The sequence below is a fragment of the Micromonospora avicenniae genome, assembly GCF_900156065.1.
Lineage (GTDB): Bacteria > Actinomycetota > Actinomycetes > Mycobacteriales > Micromonosporaceae > Micromonospora > Micromonospora avicenniae.
In genome coordinates, this window is sequence record NZ_FTNF01000001.1 from 315781 (window position 1) to 331165 (window position 15385).

15 protein-coding genes are annotated in these 15385 nt (G+C 72.0%); 4 read left to right on the forward strand and 11 right to left on the reverse strand.

Translation table 11 applies throughout. The features are described from left to right. Nucleotides 1-39 precede the first annotated feature (39 nt). Nucleotides 40-456: a helix-turn-helix domain-containing protein gene (locus BXA10_RS01495; protein WP_076466730.1), complete on the forward strand. Its 417-nt coding sequence runs from the start codon at nt 40-42 to the stop codon at nt 454-456. A gap of 100 nt (nt 457-556) precedes the next feature. Here the strand turns inward: BXA10_RS01495 and BXA10_RS01500 are convergent, their stop codons facing one another. The 4 genes from BXA10_RS01500 to BXA10_RS30290 all read right to left on the reverse strand — a co-directional run bounded on the left by BXA10_RS01500 (nt 557) and on the right by BXA10_RS30290 (nt 6055). After that, nucleotides 557-1483: a hypothetical protein gene (locus BXA10_RS01500; RefSeq protein ID WP_076466731.1), complete on the reverse strand. Its 927-nt coding sequence runs from the start codon at nt 1481-1483 to the stop codon at nt 557-559. Beyond that, nucleotides 1476-1703, reverse strand: a complete 228-nt coding sequence (locus tag BXA10_RS01505; protein ID WP_076466732.1) for a heavy-metal-associated domain-containing protein — start codon at nt 1701-1703, stop codon at nt 1476-1478. Before BXA10_RS01505 ends, BXA10_RS01500 begins: the two co-directional genes overlap by 8 nt. Before the next feature lie 114 nt (nt 1704-1817). Continuing rightward, nucleotides 1818-4055 carry a RecQ family ATP-dependent DNA helicase gene (locus BXA10_RS01510; RefSeq protein WP_076466733.1) on the reverse strand — a complete coding sequence of 746 codons (2238 nt, stop codon included), beginning with the start codon at nt 4053-4055 and terminating at the stop codon, nt 1818-1820. 101 nt (nt 4056-4156) lie between these two features. Continuing rightward, the gene (locus BXA10_RS30290) at nt 4157-6055 is read right to left on the reverse strand and encodes an AfsR/SARP family transcriptional regulator (RefSeq protein ID WP_084752084.1); all 1899 of its coding nucleotides are present in this window, start codon (nt 6053-6055) and stop codon (nt 4157-4159) included. Nucleotides 6056-6220: 165 nt separating this feature from the next. Between BXA10_RS30290 and BXA10_RS01520 the strand changes: the two genes are divergently transcribed. Further along, complete coding sequence (locus tag BXA10_RS01520) at nt 6221-7045, forward strand: hypothetical protein (protein WP_076466734.1); 825 nt, start codon at nt 6221-6223, stop codon at nt 7043-7045. Nucleotides 7046-7117: 72 nt separating this feature from the next. Here the strand turns inward: BXA10_RS01520 and BXA10_RS01525 are convergent, their stop codons facing one another. The 7 genes from BXA10_RS01525 to BXA10_RS01555 form a co-directional block, all read right to left on the reverse strand. Further along, nucleotides 7118-7864: an SDR family NAD(P)-dependent oxidoreductase gene (locus BXA10_RS01525; protein WP_076467309.1), complete on the reverse strand. Its 747-nt coding sequence runs from the start codon at nt 7862-7864 to the stop codon at nt 7118-7120. Between the two features lie 118 nt (nt 7865-7982). Then, nucleotides 7983-9110 carry a branched-chain amino acid ABC transporter permease gene (locus BXA10_RS01530; protein WP_076466735.1) on the reverse strand — a complete coding sequence of 376 codons (1128 nt, stop codon included), beginning with the start codon at nt 9108-9110 and terminating at the stop codon, nt 7983-7985. Continuing rightward, entirely contained in the window at nt 9107-9997 is an 891-nt protein-coding gene (locus tag BXA10_RS01535; RefSeq protein ID WP_076466736.1) for a branched-chain amino acid ABC transporter permease, read from the reverse strand. The genes BXA10_RS01530 and BXA10_RS01535 overlap by 4 nt, the downstream gene beginning before the upstream one ends. Beyond that, on the reverse strand, nt 9997-10764 hold the full coding sequence (locus tag BXA10_RS01540; protein ID WP_076467311.1) for an ABC transporter ATP-binding protein: 768 nt from the start codon (nt 10762-10764) through the stop codon (nt 9997-9999). The genes BXA10_RS01535 and BXA10_RS01540 overlap by 1 nt, the downstream gene beginning before the upstream one ends. Nucleotides 10765-10769: 5 nt before the next feature. Continuing rightward, a complete protein-coding gene (locus BXA10_RS01545) occupies nt 10770-11513 on the reverse strand; it encodes an ABC transporter ATP-binding protein (RefSeq protein WP_076466737.1) in 744 nt (247 codons plus the stop codon). 4 nt (nt 11514-11517) lie between these two features. Further along, on the reverse strand, nt 11518-12717 hold the full coding sequence (locus BXA10_RS01550) for a substrate-binding domain-containing protein (RefSeq protein ID WP_076466738.1): 1200 nt from the start codon (nt 12715-12717) through the stop codon (nt 11518-11520). Between the two features lie 247 nt (nt 12718-12964). Next, nucleotides 12965-13219 (reverse strand): hypothetical protein, encoded by a 255-nt coding sequence (locus tag BXA10_RS01555; protein WP_076466739.1) that lies wholly within the window; start codon nt 13217-13219, stop codon nt 12965-12967. Nucleotides 13220-13509: 290 nt separating this feature from the next. On the opposite strand from BXA10_RS01555, the gene BXA10_RS01560 reads away from it, so the two are divergent. Both BXA10_RS01560 and tcmP read left to right on the forward strand, forming a co-directional pair. Next, nucleotides 13510-13791, forward strand: a complete 282-nt coding sequence (locus BXA10_RS01560) for a GntR family transcriptional regulator (protein WP_425436007.1) — start codon at nt 13510-13512, stop codon at nt 13789-13791. Nucleotides 13792-14207: 416 nt separating this feature from the next. Further along, on the forward strand, nt 14208-15380 hold the full coding sequence (tcmP, locus tag BXA10_RS01565) for a three-Cys-motif partner protein TcmP (RefSeq protein ID WP_076466740.1): 1173 nt from the start codon (nt 14208-14210) through the stop codon (nt 15378-15380). Nucleotides 15381-15385: the final 5 nt, after the last annotated feature.

The following is a 15385-nucleotide window of genomic DNA, read 5'->3' on the forward strand; positions in this document are numbered from 1 at the left end:
AACTCCGGTGTCCCGCCTCGAGAGGGAAGACCCGCAGGGATGCGTTCCGCAGAGGTTTCACCGCAGATGGCCTTCGCACGCTTCGTGCGACGCGCCATCGATGACGCTCGCGACGAACGGGGCTGGACGGTCACCGAGTTGGCCGCCCACACCGGCGTCGGCCGCTCCACCGTCTTCCGCTGGCTCGCCGGCGACTGGCAGGACTACCCCGAGCTGGCCAAGGTCCGTGGCTTCTGCGCCGCGCTGGACCTCCCGGTCGCCGCGGCGTTCCGCGCCCTCGGCCTGCCCGATGCCAACCCCACCCCGCGTCGCCGCGGCGACGAAGGTCCGGTCGAGGCGGACGTCCGCGTGATCCTGGACCGGCTCGCCGACCCGGCCGTGCCACTGGAGGAGAAGCACCACATCCGGGACCTGCTGCGCTACCTGGCGCGCCGCCCGGTCCGCCGGGCCGGCTGACCATCCATCCGGGCGACGCGGGGCCGACTCAGGACGCCGGTCCCGAGACGCCGCCGGGACATCGTGCCGAGCCGCGTCCCGCGACCCGCACGGGCACCCGTCACGGCACCACTACGGTGAACTCCGCGGTACGCACCACACCCGCCACCTGGAAGTCCAGGTAGAGCCGGTACCGGCCCGGGCCGGGCGTGGTCAGCCAGAACCGTACGGTCCCGTCGACCAGTTGCGGTTCGGGATGCACGTGCAGGTAGCCGAGGTCCCCCTCGCGCAGCGCCACCAGGTGGCCGTACGCCCCGAGGTAGCGCTCCAATGCGGCGGTGGTGCCGTCGGCGGCGACCCGGAACGTCAGCGGCACGGTGGCGCCCACCTGCGGCGTGCCCTGGTAGTCGATGGTGAAGCCGCCGACCGTCGCCGAGGTGGCGGCGGCCGGCAGCGGACGCGGCTCGTAGCCGCCGGCCACGGCCAGGTCGACGCCGAGGGTCACCGCCGTCTGCGCGCCGTTGTCGGCCACCGCGGTGAAGTCGGCGTACGCCCGCCAGGTGCCCGCCTGAGGCAGGGTGAGCGGCACGGACCAGGTGCCGTCCGGAGCCATCGTCGGATGCAGGTGCTGGAACCCGGTGAGGTCACGGCGTACCACGATGAGGTGCAGCGGTTTGTCGTGCACGATCGCGAACCGGTTGACGGGTTCGCCTTGTGCGTCCCGGATCTGGAACCGGAACTGCGCCTCCCGTCCGGGAGTGAACCCGGTGACGAGCGGGGCGAACGTGTACCCGCCCGCGCTGACCGCCAGGCCACCGGCCTCGGCGTCCGCGCCCTGACCGGTCCCGGAGACACTGCCGTGGTCGTGCGGCGCGGTTCCCGGCGGGTGCGTGTGGTCGGCGGTCTCCAGGCCGACCGCGGTGGGGGCGCTGCCGGAGTTGAGCCGGCCCAGACCGAAGCCGAGCAGGACGGCGAGCACCAGCCCGCCGACCGACAGCGCGAGCCGGACAGTGCCGCGGTCGGGTGCCGCGGAGACCTGGTCAGGCAACGCCCGAGCCCAACTCGTAGCCGGCCTCGTCGACGGCCGCCCGAACCATCTCGTCGGGCAGTGGCTCGGCGCTGCTGACGGTGGCGGTGCCGCTGGCCAGATCGACCCGGACCTCACGGACCCCCGGCAGCGCCGCGAGCTCGTCGGTGACCGCCCGGACGCAGTGCTCGCAGGTCATGCCGGTGACGGCATACGTACGCGTGACAGCCTGCTGATCCATGGCGCCCACGGTACCGCTGCGCAGGAGCAGGACCGGCCGGTGTTCCGATGGCGTGGCAACCGTCCCAACTTCGCGCTCCCGGGAACTTTCTCCGATGTCCTCGGCCGCGGACGATCAGCCGGCGACCGCCAGGGCGAGCGGCAGCACGTCGGGGGCACCCGCGCGACGCAGAGCGCGCGCCAGCAGCGTCATGGTCCAGCCCGAGTCGATCAGGTCGTCGACGAGGAGCACCGGGCCGTCCAGGCCGGCCAGCGCGGCGGCCAGGTCGTCGGGCACGGTGAAGGCGTCATGCAGCGCGCGTACCCGCTGGGCGCTGTTGCCCCGGGCCGCGCCGGACGGCGACGCGGGCGGTGGCAGCTGGCCGAGCAGCGGTAGCCGGCCCACCGTGGCGATCCGCTCGGCGAGCGAGCCCACCAGCCGGGCCCGGCTGCGTGAACCCGCCGCGACCACGGCGACCGGCCGGCGCGGCCAGGGGTCGTCGCCGCGCGCCCACGCCTTCAACACCTCGACCACGGCGGCGGTCACGTCGTCCGGCACCGGGCCGTCAGCCGCCTCCGGGCCGACCAGCTCGCGCAGCCGGCCGCCCCAGCCGAGGTCGGATAGGCGGCCCACGGCCCGACCCGCCAACGCCTGCTCCGCGGGCGCGATCCGCCCCTTGAGCGGTACGCCGACCGCGTCCATCCCGGTGGGCCAGAGCTTCTTCGGCGGGACCTCCACCCCGGGCCGACCGAGGAACGTCTCGGCGGCGCTCAGCGCGGCCGGCGAGACCTCGGTGCCGAACAGCGGCTCGGCGCACCGGTCACACCGGCCGCAGTCGGTAGCCCCGGCGTCGTCGAGGCACTCCCGCAGGTACCGCATCCGGCAGCCGGGCGTGGCCGCGTACTCCCGCATGGCCTGCTGCTCGGCGGTGCGGGCGGCGGCGACGCGCCGCAACCGGGCCTCGTCGTAGACCCAGGGCTCGCCGGTGGCGAGCCAACCGCCGCGGACCCGGCGGACCGCGCCGTCCACGTCGAGCACCTTGAGCATCAGCTCCAGCCGTGCGCGGCGCAGGTCGACCAGTGGCTCCAGGGCCTGGGTGGAGAGCGGCCGGTCGGTGTGCAGGGCGGCCAGCACGGCCCGCACCTGCTCCTCGGCGGGAAAGGCGAGCGAGGCGAAGTAGCGCCAGATGGCCGCATCCTCGGCGCCCGGCAGCAGCAGCACCTCGGCGTGCTCCACCGCCCGGCCGGCCCGGCCGACCTGCTGGTAGTACGCGATCGGAGAGGGCGGCGCGCCGAGGTGCACCACGAAGCCGAGGTCGGGCTTGTCGAAGCCCATGCCCAGCGCGCTCGTGGCGATCAACGCCTTGATCTTGTTGTCGAGCAGGTCCTGCTCGGCGGCCCGGCGGTCCGCGTCGTCGGACTGCCCGGTGTACGCGGCGACCGGATAGCCCCGGGAGCGGAGGAACTCGGCGGCCTCCCCCGCCGCCGCCACGGTCAGCGTGTAGACGATGCCCGAGCCGGGCAGCCGGTCGAGGTGGTCGGCGAGCCAGGCGAGCCGGTGCGCCGGGCTGGGCAGGTCGAGCACGCCCAGGCGCAGCGACTCCCGGTCCAGGGAACCGCGCAGCACGAGGACGTCGGCCCGCTGCCCCGCCGACCCGCCCGCGGAGCCGCTCCCCGACTCGACGGTCAGCTCGGTGCCGAGCTGCTCGGCGACGTCCGCCGTCACCCGGGCGTTGGCGGTCGCGGTGGTCGCCAGCACCGGCGTGCCCGTCGGGAGGTTGCCGAGGAAGGTGCGCAACCGGCGGTAGTCCGGCCGGAAGTCGTGCCCCCAGTCCGAGACGCAGTGCGCCTCGTCCACCACCAGCAGTCCCGTGGTGGCGGCCAGCTTCGGCAGCACGCCGTCCCGGAAGTCCGGATTGTTCAGCCGCTCGGGGCTGATCAGCAACACGTCCACCGTGCCCGCGTGGATCTCGGTGGTGATCTCGTCCCACTCGTCGAGGTTGGCGGAGTTGATGGTGCGGGCGCGGATTCCGGCCCGCGCCGCGGACTCCACCTGGTTACGCATGAGCGCCAGCAGGGGCGACACGATCACCGTCGGCCCCACGGTGTCGCCCGGGGTGCCACCCCCGGCCGGCGCGCCGCTCGGGGTGGCGCCCGCGGCCGCCCGGTCACGCTCGCGCAGCAGCGCGGTGGCGACGAAGTAGACCGCCGACTTGCCCCAACCGGTGCGCTGGACGCAGAGCACCCGCCGCCGGTCGACCACCAGCGCCTCGATGGCCCGCCACTGGTCCTCGCGGAGCCGGGCGTGCTCGCCGGCCAACCGCCGCAGCACCGCCTCGGCCCGCTCCCGTACCGCCGCCCGATCCTGGCTCATCCGGCATTTCTACCAGCCACGGCGGACGCCTCCCCATCTCGCGCCGGCGCTCAGGACCCAGGGTGCGCCATCGCCGGGCGATGTCGGAGTCGATGTCGGGGTCAGCGGGCCGGCGCAGGAGGCAGGAAGAGCAGCAGGTCGCGGAGGGGTTCTGTGAGGTTCGGCGGCAGCATGCAGCGAACGGCCAGGTCCTCCAGCGAGGCGTACGGGCCACGCAGCCAGCGGTCGACCGCGATGTGCCGGCACTGGTCGGCGGTGAGGCCGGGCAGGGCGGCCAGCACCTGCTCCGGTACCGCGTTGACGTCGATCAGCCCACCGTCGTCGAACGTGCGGGGCAGGTCGGGCCGGCCGATGCGCAGCTCGTCCCGGGCCGGCGGGTAGTGGTGCAGCAGGTGGCGGGCGTGCTCTCGGCGAATCCGCCGTTCGTCCGGAACGGGGGCGGCCGCTCCCCCGGCCCGCGCGGTGAGCGCCGACCAGATCCTCCCGTTGAGCAGGATCGTGTGCACGATGCCGAGCACCCAGCCACCCAGCCAGGCCACGATCAGGAAACCCTCGGCGTCGCTCACGTCGTCCGGGTCCCCGCTGCCCAGCACCAGGACGAACGTGACGGCGAACAACAGGTAGGCGGGGGCCGCGAGCCCGTTGCGCCAGCTCCTGCGCCAGGCGGCGTAGACCAGCACGACCACCCAGGTGAGGAGCCCGAAGGAGAGCATCGCGGTCAGCGCGCCGATGATCGTGGCGCCGACGCTGATCCAGCGCGGCACCGACTGCGGCCGGCCGGGCCGGGCTGGACGCGTCCCCGCCGGGAACGGAACCGGCGGCGGGTAGCCGGCCCCGCCCGTGTGCGGGCTCGGCGGCGGCCCGGCCGTGAGCCCGGCCACCGGTGGCGGCAGGGGTACGGCGGCCGGCCAGGTCGCGCCCGGCGGGGTCGAGGCGTACCCGACTGGTGGTGGAGCCGGCGCGCCGATCGCCGACTCGGCCGGTCCGGTCGGCGGCAGTCGAGTCGGCACTGCCGTAGCGGCGGCCGGCGGGACCGGTGCCGCCGCAGCGGGCACGGGGACCGCCGGACCGGCGGCCACTGGAACCGGATCCGGCGCGACGGAGGCCGGCGGCGAGGCAGCCGCCGGGGCGGGCGCCGCAGGGCCGGAAGCCGGCGGAACCGAGGCGTCGGCTGCGGGACCCCCGTCGGGGGCCGCGATGGTCGCGGAGGATTCGGCGGAGGCCGGCGACATCAGCGCCGGGTCGGCGCGGAGCATCCGCCGGTGCAGGTCCTGGAGCTCCTCGCCCGGCTCGATGCCGAACTCCTCCCGGAGCAGGCCACCGTACTCCCGGTAGGCGGCCAGCGCCTCGGCCTGCCGGCCGCTGCGGTGCAACGCCAGCATGAGCTGGTACCGCAGGCCTTCGCGGAGCGGGAACTCGGCCACCATCTCCACCAGCTCGCCGACCAGCTCACGGTGCCGGCCCTGCTCCAGCTCCAGTTCGGCCCGGGTCTCCAGTGCGGCCGCCCGCAGCTCCACGAGCCGATGCCGCGCGGAGTCGACGAACGACCCCGGCAGGCCGGCGAGCGGTTCGCCGCGCCACAGGTCCAGCGCCGAACGCAGCGCGGCGACCGCGTCGGCGACCTGCCCCTCGGAACGCAGTCGCCGGGCGCGTCGGACCGTACGTTCGAACCGGACCGCGTCCACCGACTCCGGGGGCACCCGCAGCACGTAGCCGGCGTCGGTCAGGGTCAGCACCTGACCGGGGGATCGCGGGGAGCGTTCCGGCTCCAGCACCCGGCGCAGCCCGGCGACGTACTTCTGGACGACGTTGGACCCGTTCGCGGGCGGGTCGTCAGGCCACACCGCGTCGACGATCTGCGCGGTCGGCACCGGACGGCCGGGGGTGAGCAGCAGGACCGCCAGCACCGCACGCTGCTTGCCCGGACCGAGATCGAGTTCCCGCTCGTCGTACCAGGCTCGCTGGGGACCGAGAATCTCGAAACGCACCGTTCCTGACATGCGAATCTTCCGCTCCTGACACCCCCGCCTGTCGCCGGCGGCAGACGCACGGCAGTCGGACTGCAGCCATGGCAGTCGGTCCGCAGCATAGCGGCAGCCGCTCGGCAGTGGCGGCCCCCAGCATCGTCATCGGCAACCGCCGGAACTGCGAGAAAGAGAACCGCGATGACACAGCGCACCCGTACCGCCGGACTCCTCCGTCGGGCCGTCGTCACGAGCGCGGCCTTGGCCGTGGCGGCCCTCGCCGCCGGATGCGGCTCGGGCACGGGGAGCGACGGGGCGGCCGAGCCGGCGCAGCCCAGCGCCGCCCCCACACCGAAGGAGGCGCTGCTCGCCGCCGTGCCGGACGGTACGGAAGGGACAATCCGCTTCTCCGGCCGGGATTCGTCCAGCACCATGTCCGGTGTGGTCGACCCGACCGCGAAGGGCACCGAGCTGACCACCGCGATCAAGGACGCCGACCTGGGCTTCACCACGACGCTCTCGTTCCGGGTCGTCGGCGACCAGGCTTGGATGAAGGTGAAGTTCAGCAACACGAAGGGCCTGACCGGTTTCCCGAAGCTGCCGGACCGGTGGCTCAAGCTGGACCGCAGCCGGATCGCCGACGCCGAGAACGCGCCGGCCTACGAGGGCGCGGACGTGGGCAACGCCGGCCCGCTGATCGAGGCGGCCACGACGGTCGAGGAGCAGGGTGCCGGTAAGTACGCCGGCACGATCGACCTCACCTCCGGCGAGGCGGCGAAGGTGCTCGACGCCGAGGAGATGAGCGCGCTCGGCGAGAAGGCCGCGGCGGTGCCGTTCACCGCCGAGGTCGGCCCGGACGGCAACCTCGCCTCGCTCGCTCTCCAGGTGCCGGCCGCCGGCGGGCGGAAGGCGTACGAGTACCTCGTGCAGTACCGCGACTACGGGACCGCGCCGAAGGTCACGGCGCCGGCGGGCAGCGGAGCGCAGGACGCGCCGGCGGCCGCGTACGAGCTGCTGAACGGCTGACCGATCACGACGCAGGGGAGGCGACGCGGCCACACGGGGGGCCGGGTCACCTCCCCTGCGTCGTGTCCACGGTCAGCGACCCAGCACCGACCCGCCGTTGACCCCGAGCACCTGGCCGGTGATGTAGCCGGCCTCGGGGCTCGCGAGGTAACGGACCGCCTCGGCGATCTCGGCCGGCTCGCCCGCCCGCCCGACCAGGGTGGCGGCGACCCGCCGTGCGTGGCCTTCCGGCGTCATCGTGTCGCCGAAGAACTCGGTGTCCGCGACGTAACCGGGGCTGACCACGTTGGCCGTGATCTGCTCCGGGCCGAGCTGCGCCGCGAGGTCGTACGCCCAGCCGTGCAGCGCCGCCTTCGCCGCCGAGTACGGCCCGGCCCCGCCGCGCTGGGCGGCGATCGAGCTGACCAGGATGACGCGGCCACCCGGACGGCGCAGTGCGGGCCGCAGCGCCTCGGTGAGCAGTACGGCCGTGAGCACGTTCGCGTCGAAGTTGGACCGCCAGAACACGGCGGCACCGGCGAGCGTCTCGGCCTGCCGGGCCAGGTAGCCGCCGGCGTTGTTGACGAGCACGTCGACCGTACGACCGTCGAGGGACTCGACGACGCGGTCGACCTGGTCGGGGTCGGTGAGGTCGGCGGTCACCGGCCGGACCGCTCCGGGCCGGCCGCACTCGGCGTCCACCCGTGCGGCCGTGGCGTCGAGCACCTCCGCGCGCCGTCCGACGATCACCACGTCGTACCCGTCCAGCGCGAACGCACGAGCGGTCGCCGCCCCGATCCCGGTCCCGCCCCCGCTGACCACAGCCAACCGCTCGCCCATCACGCGCTCCCTCGCCGCCGACCCGTTGTCGATCATGAAGTTATCGTCCACCGGCACGGCGCGCCATGGCAATGACTTCATGATCGACGGGGATCCCGGTGGGTAGCGGAGAGCGGGGTCAGGGGGTTCGGGAGAGCAGACGGAGGGACCGGCGGAGCAGGGTCAGGCGGGACGCCAGGCCGGCCAGGCCGCCGGGGAAGAAGTAGACGGCCAGGATGAAGATCGTGCCGAGCACGAAGAGCGGCTGGGAGAGCGGACGGCTGAGCACCGCGGGCAACGAGTCCACCGCCTCGGAGGTGCCGAAGGCGGTGAGCCGGTGGTCCAGGTACATGTAGAGGACGCCGCCCAGCACCGGCCCCCAGCGGGTGCCCGGCCCACCGAGCACCACCATGACCAGCAGCGACAGGGTCAGCTCGGAGGATGTGATGTGCGGCGACGCGCCGCCGACGATCAGGCAGTAGACCACGCCCCCGGCCGCCGCGAGCCCGCCGGCCAGCGTGAACGCCACCAGCTTGTAGCGGTACGGATCGAGGCCGAGCACGCCGATGCGCCGCTCGTCGTCGCGCAGCCCGGCCAGTACCCGACCCGTCGGCGACCCGCTCACCCGATGCACCACGAACACCACCAGGGCCAGGTACGCCAGCGCCAACCAGTAGAGGTTCACCGTGTTGGTCACCCCGACCAGCGCCTCGGGCAGCCCGGACACGTCCAACGGCAGGCCCTCCTCGCCGCCGGTGAGCCCGCCGAAGTCCCGGGCCACCAGGATCGCCCCGACCTGCGCGAAGGCCAGCGTCACCATGGCGAACGCGATACCGGCCGTACGCAGTGCCACCGCGCCGAGCAGCGCGGCGAGGATGGTCCCACCGGTGATGGTGAGCAGCGCGGCCTGCCAGAGCGGCAGCCCGGCCTTGGTGACCAGGATGTCGGTGCCGTAGACCCCGGCCGCGAAGTAGAGCGCGTGCCCGAAGGAGAGCATGCCGGTCCGGCCGAAGAGCAGGTCGTACCCGGCGGCCAGCCCGCCGAAGATCAGGCAGATGGCGAGCAGTTGCAGGGTGCCGGGCGAGTTTACCGGCCCTTCGAAGATGCCGGGCAGTTGCAGCGTCGAGTACGGCAGGATCGCCGCGACCAGCAGCGCGACCAGCGGCAGGTACGGACGTACCCGGTGCCACCGGCCCGGCCGCGGATCCAGTTCAGCGGGCACCGCCGCGGGGGGCGCGGGAACCTCGGGGCTCTTCACCTCGGTCATGCCGTTGCCACCTTTCCGGCGATGCCCTGCGGGCGCAGCAGCAGCACCGCGGCGAGCAGGCCGACCACGCAGATGTCGCCGAGGCCGGACGTGCCGTAGTAGTTGACGAACTGTTGCAGCAGACCGACCGCGACCGCCGCGTACGCGGAGCCGAGCACCGAACCCATGCCGCCGATGACCACCACGATGAACGCGAAGATCAGCAGTGAGCTGCCCTGCCCGGGCGAGACGGTGCCGAAGTAGACCCCGCCGAGCGCGCCGGCCAGTGCCGCCGCCGCCCCGCCGATGGCGAAGACCAGGGTGAACGCCTTGCGCACGTCGATGCCGAGAGCGGTGACCATCTCCCGGTTCTCCACCCCGGCCCGGATCACGAGGCCGTAGCGGGTCCACTGGAGGAAGGCGAGCAGCGCGCCGAGCACCAGCGCCGCGGCGATGATCAGCAGCAGGCCGCCGTTGGGCACCTGGGCGCCGAGGATCCCGGTCACCCCGCGCGTCCACTCGGGACGCGGGAACGGGCGGGCGTCGGCGCCCCAGGTGGCCTGGAGCAGCGCCACGCCGGCCAGCGAGAGGCCGACGGTGACGAGGACCTGCTCGATGGTGCGCGAGTAGAGCGGGCGGATCAGCACCAACTCGACGAGGATCGCCACCAGCGTGCCGGCGGCCACCCCGAAGGCGACCGCGAGCACGAAGCCGAACCCGTCCGGCCCGGCGCCGGGCAGGTTACCCGCCGCCCACCAGGTCGCGTACGCGCCGACGCCGAGGAAGAGCCCGTGCGCGAAGTTGAGCACGTCGGCGAGGCCGAAGACCAGGGAGAGCCCGGAGGCGACCAGGAAGTACAGCGCCGCCAGGCCGAGGCCGGTCAGCGCCAGCAGGATCACGGTGCTCATCAGTGCCCGTCCTTTCCCGGCGCGACGGCCTGCTCCGGTCCGCGGTGCGACTCGCCGGTGCCCACCCCCAGCAGCGACCTGGTCAGCGCCGTCTCCAGCAGCAGCTCGTGCGCGTCGCCGGTCCAGGCGACCTGGCCGGCGGCGAGCACCACGGCGTCCTTCGCGAGCCGCCGGACCACTGCGAGGTTCTGCTCGACGAGCAGCACGGGCACCGACTCGGCGACCCGTTCCAGCACCTCGGTCACCTCGGTGACCACCTTCGGCGCCAGCCCCTTGGTCGGCTCGTCGACCAGCAGCAGGCGGTTGTCGTTGAGCAGCACCCGACCGATCGCGAGCATCTGCTGCTGCCCGCCGGAGAGCGAACCGGCCCGCTGCCGCGCGCGCCGTTCCAACTCGGGGAAGAGCGCGAAGACCTGGTCGTACGCCGGGGTGATGCCCCGCCGTTCGGCCAGCCGCAGGTTCTCCGCCACGGTCAGTCCGGCGAACACGCAGCGGTCCTCCGGCACGTAGCCGAGCCCGCCACGGACCAGCCGGTAGGTGGGGCGGGCGAGCAGGCTCTGCGCCCCCATCCGGATCGTGCCGCGCACCTCACCGTTGCGCGGGGTCAACCCGACGACCGCGCGCAGCGTGGTGGTCTTGCCGACGCCGTTGCGGCCGAGCAGCACTGTCACGCCGGTCGGGGCGACCGTGAAGGACACCCCCTGGAGGATGTGCAGCCCGGCGATCCGGACCGACAGGCCGTCCACCGTGAGGACCGGCTCGGTCATGGCGGTCACAGCGACTCCCCCAGGTACGCCTCCTGGACGGTGGCGTTGGCCATCACCGTCTCCGGGGTGTCGCAGGCGAGCAGAGCCCCGTGATGCATGACGGCGATCCGGTCCGCCAGCTCCAGGATCACGTCCATGTGGTGCTCCACCATGAGCACGGACCGGCCGCTCGCCCCGGTGAGCGACCGGATCACCGCGACCAGTTCCGGTACGTCCTCGGCGCTGACCCCGGCCATCGGCTCGTCGAGCAGCATCACCCGGGGTTCGCCGGCGAGCAGCAGCGCGATCTCCAGCTTGCGCTTCTCTCCGTGCGCCAGGGTGCCGGCGAGCGCCGTACCCCGGTGGGCCAGGCCGACCCGATCGAGCGCCGCATCGGCGGCCGCGGCCACCTCCCGGTCGGCCGCCGCCCGCCGCCACAACCTCATCGAGCCACCGCGGTGCGCCTGCACGGCGAGCCGGACGTTCTCCCGCACGCTGAGCGAGCCGAAGACCGACGACGCCTGGAAGGTACGCCCGAGTCCGAGCCGGGCACGGCGGTGCGGCGGAAGATCGGTGATGTCCTTCCCGTCCAGGAGGACCCGACCGTCCGTGGCCCGGCGCAGGCCGGTGATCAGGTTGAACAGCGAGGTCTTGCCGGCGCCGTTCGGCCCGATGACGCCGAGGAACTCCCCGGGCGCCAGGTCGAGGTAGACGCCGTCGACGATGGCGACCTCGCCGATCCGCCAGGTCAGACCGCGGGTGGCGAGCATCAGGTCAGCCCTTCATCGCCACGGCCGGCGGCGCGGTCTCGTCACCGGTGAGGCTCTTCTGGGCGGACGCCGTGAACTCGGTGCCGCTGCCGGTCAGCTTCGCCTGGTACATCGGCTGGAGCAGGGCGTGGTCCGCGGCGCGGATCGTCATCCTGCCCTTGATCCCGTCGAAGCTCCAGTCCTCCAGGGCCGCCACCATCTTGTCGACGTCGTCCCCGCCCTCCTGCACGGCCCGGACCACCATCTGGGCGGCGGCGAAACCGTCCGGGTGGAACAGGTCGACCGTGCCGACCTTGGCCTTCAGCGCCTTGGCGGCCTCGGTGTCGCTGGCCCCGTCGAAGTAGTGCGACAGGAAGGAGATCTTGCTGCCGGCCGCGCCGAAGGTGGGCCAGGAAGCGCGGATGTCCAGGCCGGTGACGACCGTGGTGGACGACAGGACGCCCTGCTGGTCGAGGGTCTGCCACATCGCGGGGGCGGTGGTGCCGGCCCAGGCGACGAAGAGCAGGTCCGGCTTGGCGGCCTTGATCTGGCTGGCGAACGGGGTGAACTCGGTGGCGCTGGCCGGGGCGCGGACGCTGCTGACGGTCGCGCCGGCACCGCCGATGACGGTCTTCACGGCCGCCTCGTTGGCGTCGCCGAACGCGCCGTCCTGGGCGAACACCACGACCTTCTTGCCGGTCGGGTCGCCGATGAACGACTTCGCGGTCACCACGTCCTGGTACGACTGCCGTCCGGAGCGGAACGTGTACTTGTTCGCGCCGGTAACGGCGTCGGTGGCCGCCGGCCCGGAGATGAAGAGAACCTTGTTCTGCGCCGCGATCGGGGCGACCTGGAGCGCCACGCCGGAGGCGGTGGAGCCGGCAATGATCTTGGTGCCCTTGCCGATCAGGTCCTTCGCCGCGGAGACCGCCTTCGCCGGGTCGCCGGCGTCGTCGACCTCGGTGACCTCGATGGCCCGGTCGCCGACCTTGTTGGTGCCCTTGGTGGCGTAGTCGAGACCGGCCTTGAAACCCTCGATGTACTGCTTGCCGTAGCTGGCCAGGGCACCCGACTGGGAGTACACCAGGCCGACCTTGACCGGAGCGGCGCTGTCGCCGCCACCGGAGGCGGTGTCCTGCGGGCTGCCACAGGCCGTGGCGGCCAGGGCCGCGGCCATCATGGTGGCGGCGGAGAGGAACACCCGCCGCGTCGTCCGGACCGTCATTGCGACTCCACGTGAGGACTCGGAGGGAGGGAACTCATTGTCGGCTCACGCTAGAAGTGACGTCACCCACGAGCTATGTGGTCGATACACACAAGTAACCGGAGCGGGGTGGCCGGGCCTTACAACGGGCCGTCCACACCCACCCGGTCGCCGCCTCACGGTAGCGGCGGAAGCCGGTTTCGCCGTACCGCATGTGTCGGCACCGCCCATCGACCACCGCCCCGGCACCGGCACGCGGAGATCACGTTCATCGTGAGACCGCTGCGGTGCAGGGGCCGTCGTGGTCGGCCAGTCGCCGACAGCGCCGGCCGCCATCGAGCCGGGTGTCGCAGAACACCCGATGACGCACGAACTGAGCGTCCTCCTCGGAGACCGTCATCTCGCCCGGATCGACGTCGGGCAGGAAGCCCAGCGCCCGCGTGATCGCCCGGGCGAGCCGTTTCGCGGCGGGGAGATCCGTGGCGGACACCGGTAGGTGCACCACGAAACGTTCCTTCCTCACCGCAGCACTCCGGCTCGCGCTCGGATGGTCACCCGACGCGTTGCCGACCCAGATTCGCCGTCCATCGGCACCCTTCCCAGCACTGTGGAGACGGCCCGTTCCCCCGACGGGAACGCGGACCGGGCCGCAGGCTCTCCGGCGGCAGGCCGGATCGCCGGTACGACCACGGAGCCCAACTGAGGTCCGGACTCCGAGGTTTGCCGAACCAACCGGAGCCGGACAACCAAAACCTACACCAGTTACTTGTGGAGGTCGACCCTCCGCCACGGCGATGCGACAGCTTGTTGCAGATGCTGGTGCAGGGCGGCATGATCGGGTACGCCGAACCGACCGGAGTCCCCATGCCAACAGCAGAAGCGCCGTACCGCCGAATCGCCAACGAGATCGCGGCGAAAATCAAGAGTGGAGAACTGAAGCCAGGCGACAAGTTGCCGTCGACACGCGAGCTGGCAGAGGCCTACGACGTTCACATGAACACCGTCTCCCGCGCGCTGTCGCTCCTGCACGATCGCGAACTGATCACCGGCCAGCCCGGTCGGGGCACCTACGTAGCCGACCGATCCGATCAGTAGTCATCTCCACACACTGCGAGATGCCCATTCCGCTGCAGCACGACCCCGTCTCCGCCGGCCCGCACCCGATGCCCCCGACAAATCCGACGCCATCGGCACGAGTCGGGAAGTAATAGGCTTCCAGCCGCGTCGGTGCTTCATTTCCCTGGACTTGTGCCCGGATCGGCCGCCCTCCAGGTGAGGACTTCGAGCGCGAGCCGATGGCCACGCCTATCTCGGTGAACCCCAGACGGCATCCGAGATGTCGGATCAAGGACAACTCGAACCGAAGTTGCTGGGCCAGCATCCGCAACAAGCCTGGTCACGGGCCGACGAGACCAACCAAGCTGAAGGGCGAACAGACTCGGGGCGGACACGGGCAGACGCATAGCGCTACCTTCGCATCACTCTTGGTGATTCGCGCGGCGGGAGGCGCTATGTCGGCCAACGAAGAGTTTTTCAAGTCCCGCAAAGCAGCGGCCGTCCTCAAACACGGCATCCTCAAGCGCTATCCCGTGGTCTTCGCCTCGAAGACCGGCCAGGGTAATCCAGTCGTCTTCCTCGACGGCTACGCCGGCCGCGGCAGGTACGAGGACGGACAGCCTGGATCACCGCTGCTGCTCACTCAGTGCGCTGACTTTGTCAAGAACTACCGAGACGTGCGGGGGTTCTTCGTCGAGCAGGACGCCGACACGTTCCACAACCTTGAACAGGTGCTCGCCGAGGAGGGAGGGACCATGCACTACGAACTTCGACAAGGCAGCCTCGCTCGCCACCTGCCCGACTTGCTCACCCTTGCGAAGGGCGCCTCACTCTTCGCCTTCCTGGACCCCTTCGGCCCGGCGCTCGATTTCGACCTGATCAAGACACAGTTACTGGGCCGAGATAAGTGGCCGCCGACCGAGGTGTTGCTCCACTTCAGCGTCTCCTCGGTCGCGAGGATGGGCAGCGCGGTCCACAAGGCCCAACGAAGGTACGGCGATCTGTCCGCGCCCGACCAGAAGAACGCCGACAAGCTCGACCGCTTCCTCGGCGGAGGATGGTGGCAACGACACTTCGCGACGATCGCCGACGACACAGATGACGTCAGCGCCACCGACGTGGCCCTACGGGTGTGGCAGGAGTACGAGGAGAAGCTGACTTCGGGCACTCGGTATCGGGCCATCCGGATGCCTGTCCGGCCGCGTCCCGACTTGGCACCGAAGTACGTTCTCGCACTGTTCACAACGCACAGCGAGGGTGCATGGCACTTCGCGGACGCGTTGGGCAAGGCTGGAGCCGAATGGACCCAGGCATGGCAGGAAGACCTGTGGCATCGCGGCGACACGGACGAGCCGACCTTGTTCGGTGTGCCGGCCTTCGATCCGGCAGCGTACTCCCGCAACCATGCCGCGATCTGGATCCGTGAGATCAAGGAAAACCTAAGCAGCCTTCTCGACCAGTACCAGCAGTTTCGACCGGCGGATCGGGTGCCGGAGGTCTACGGGAAGGTGCTGGGCCAAGCGACAGCCATACACGTCGGTGCCGCCATCCGGGAGCTGCATTCGGAAGGCATCGTCATCAACTTCGGCACCGGCAATTTTTGGAACGGACTCCTCCGCCGGCCATGACTCCT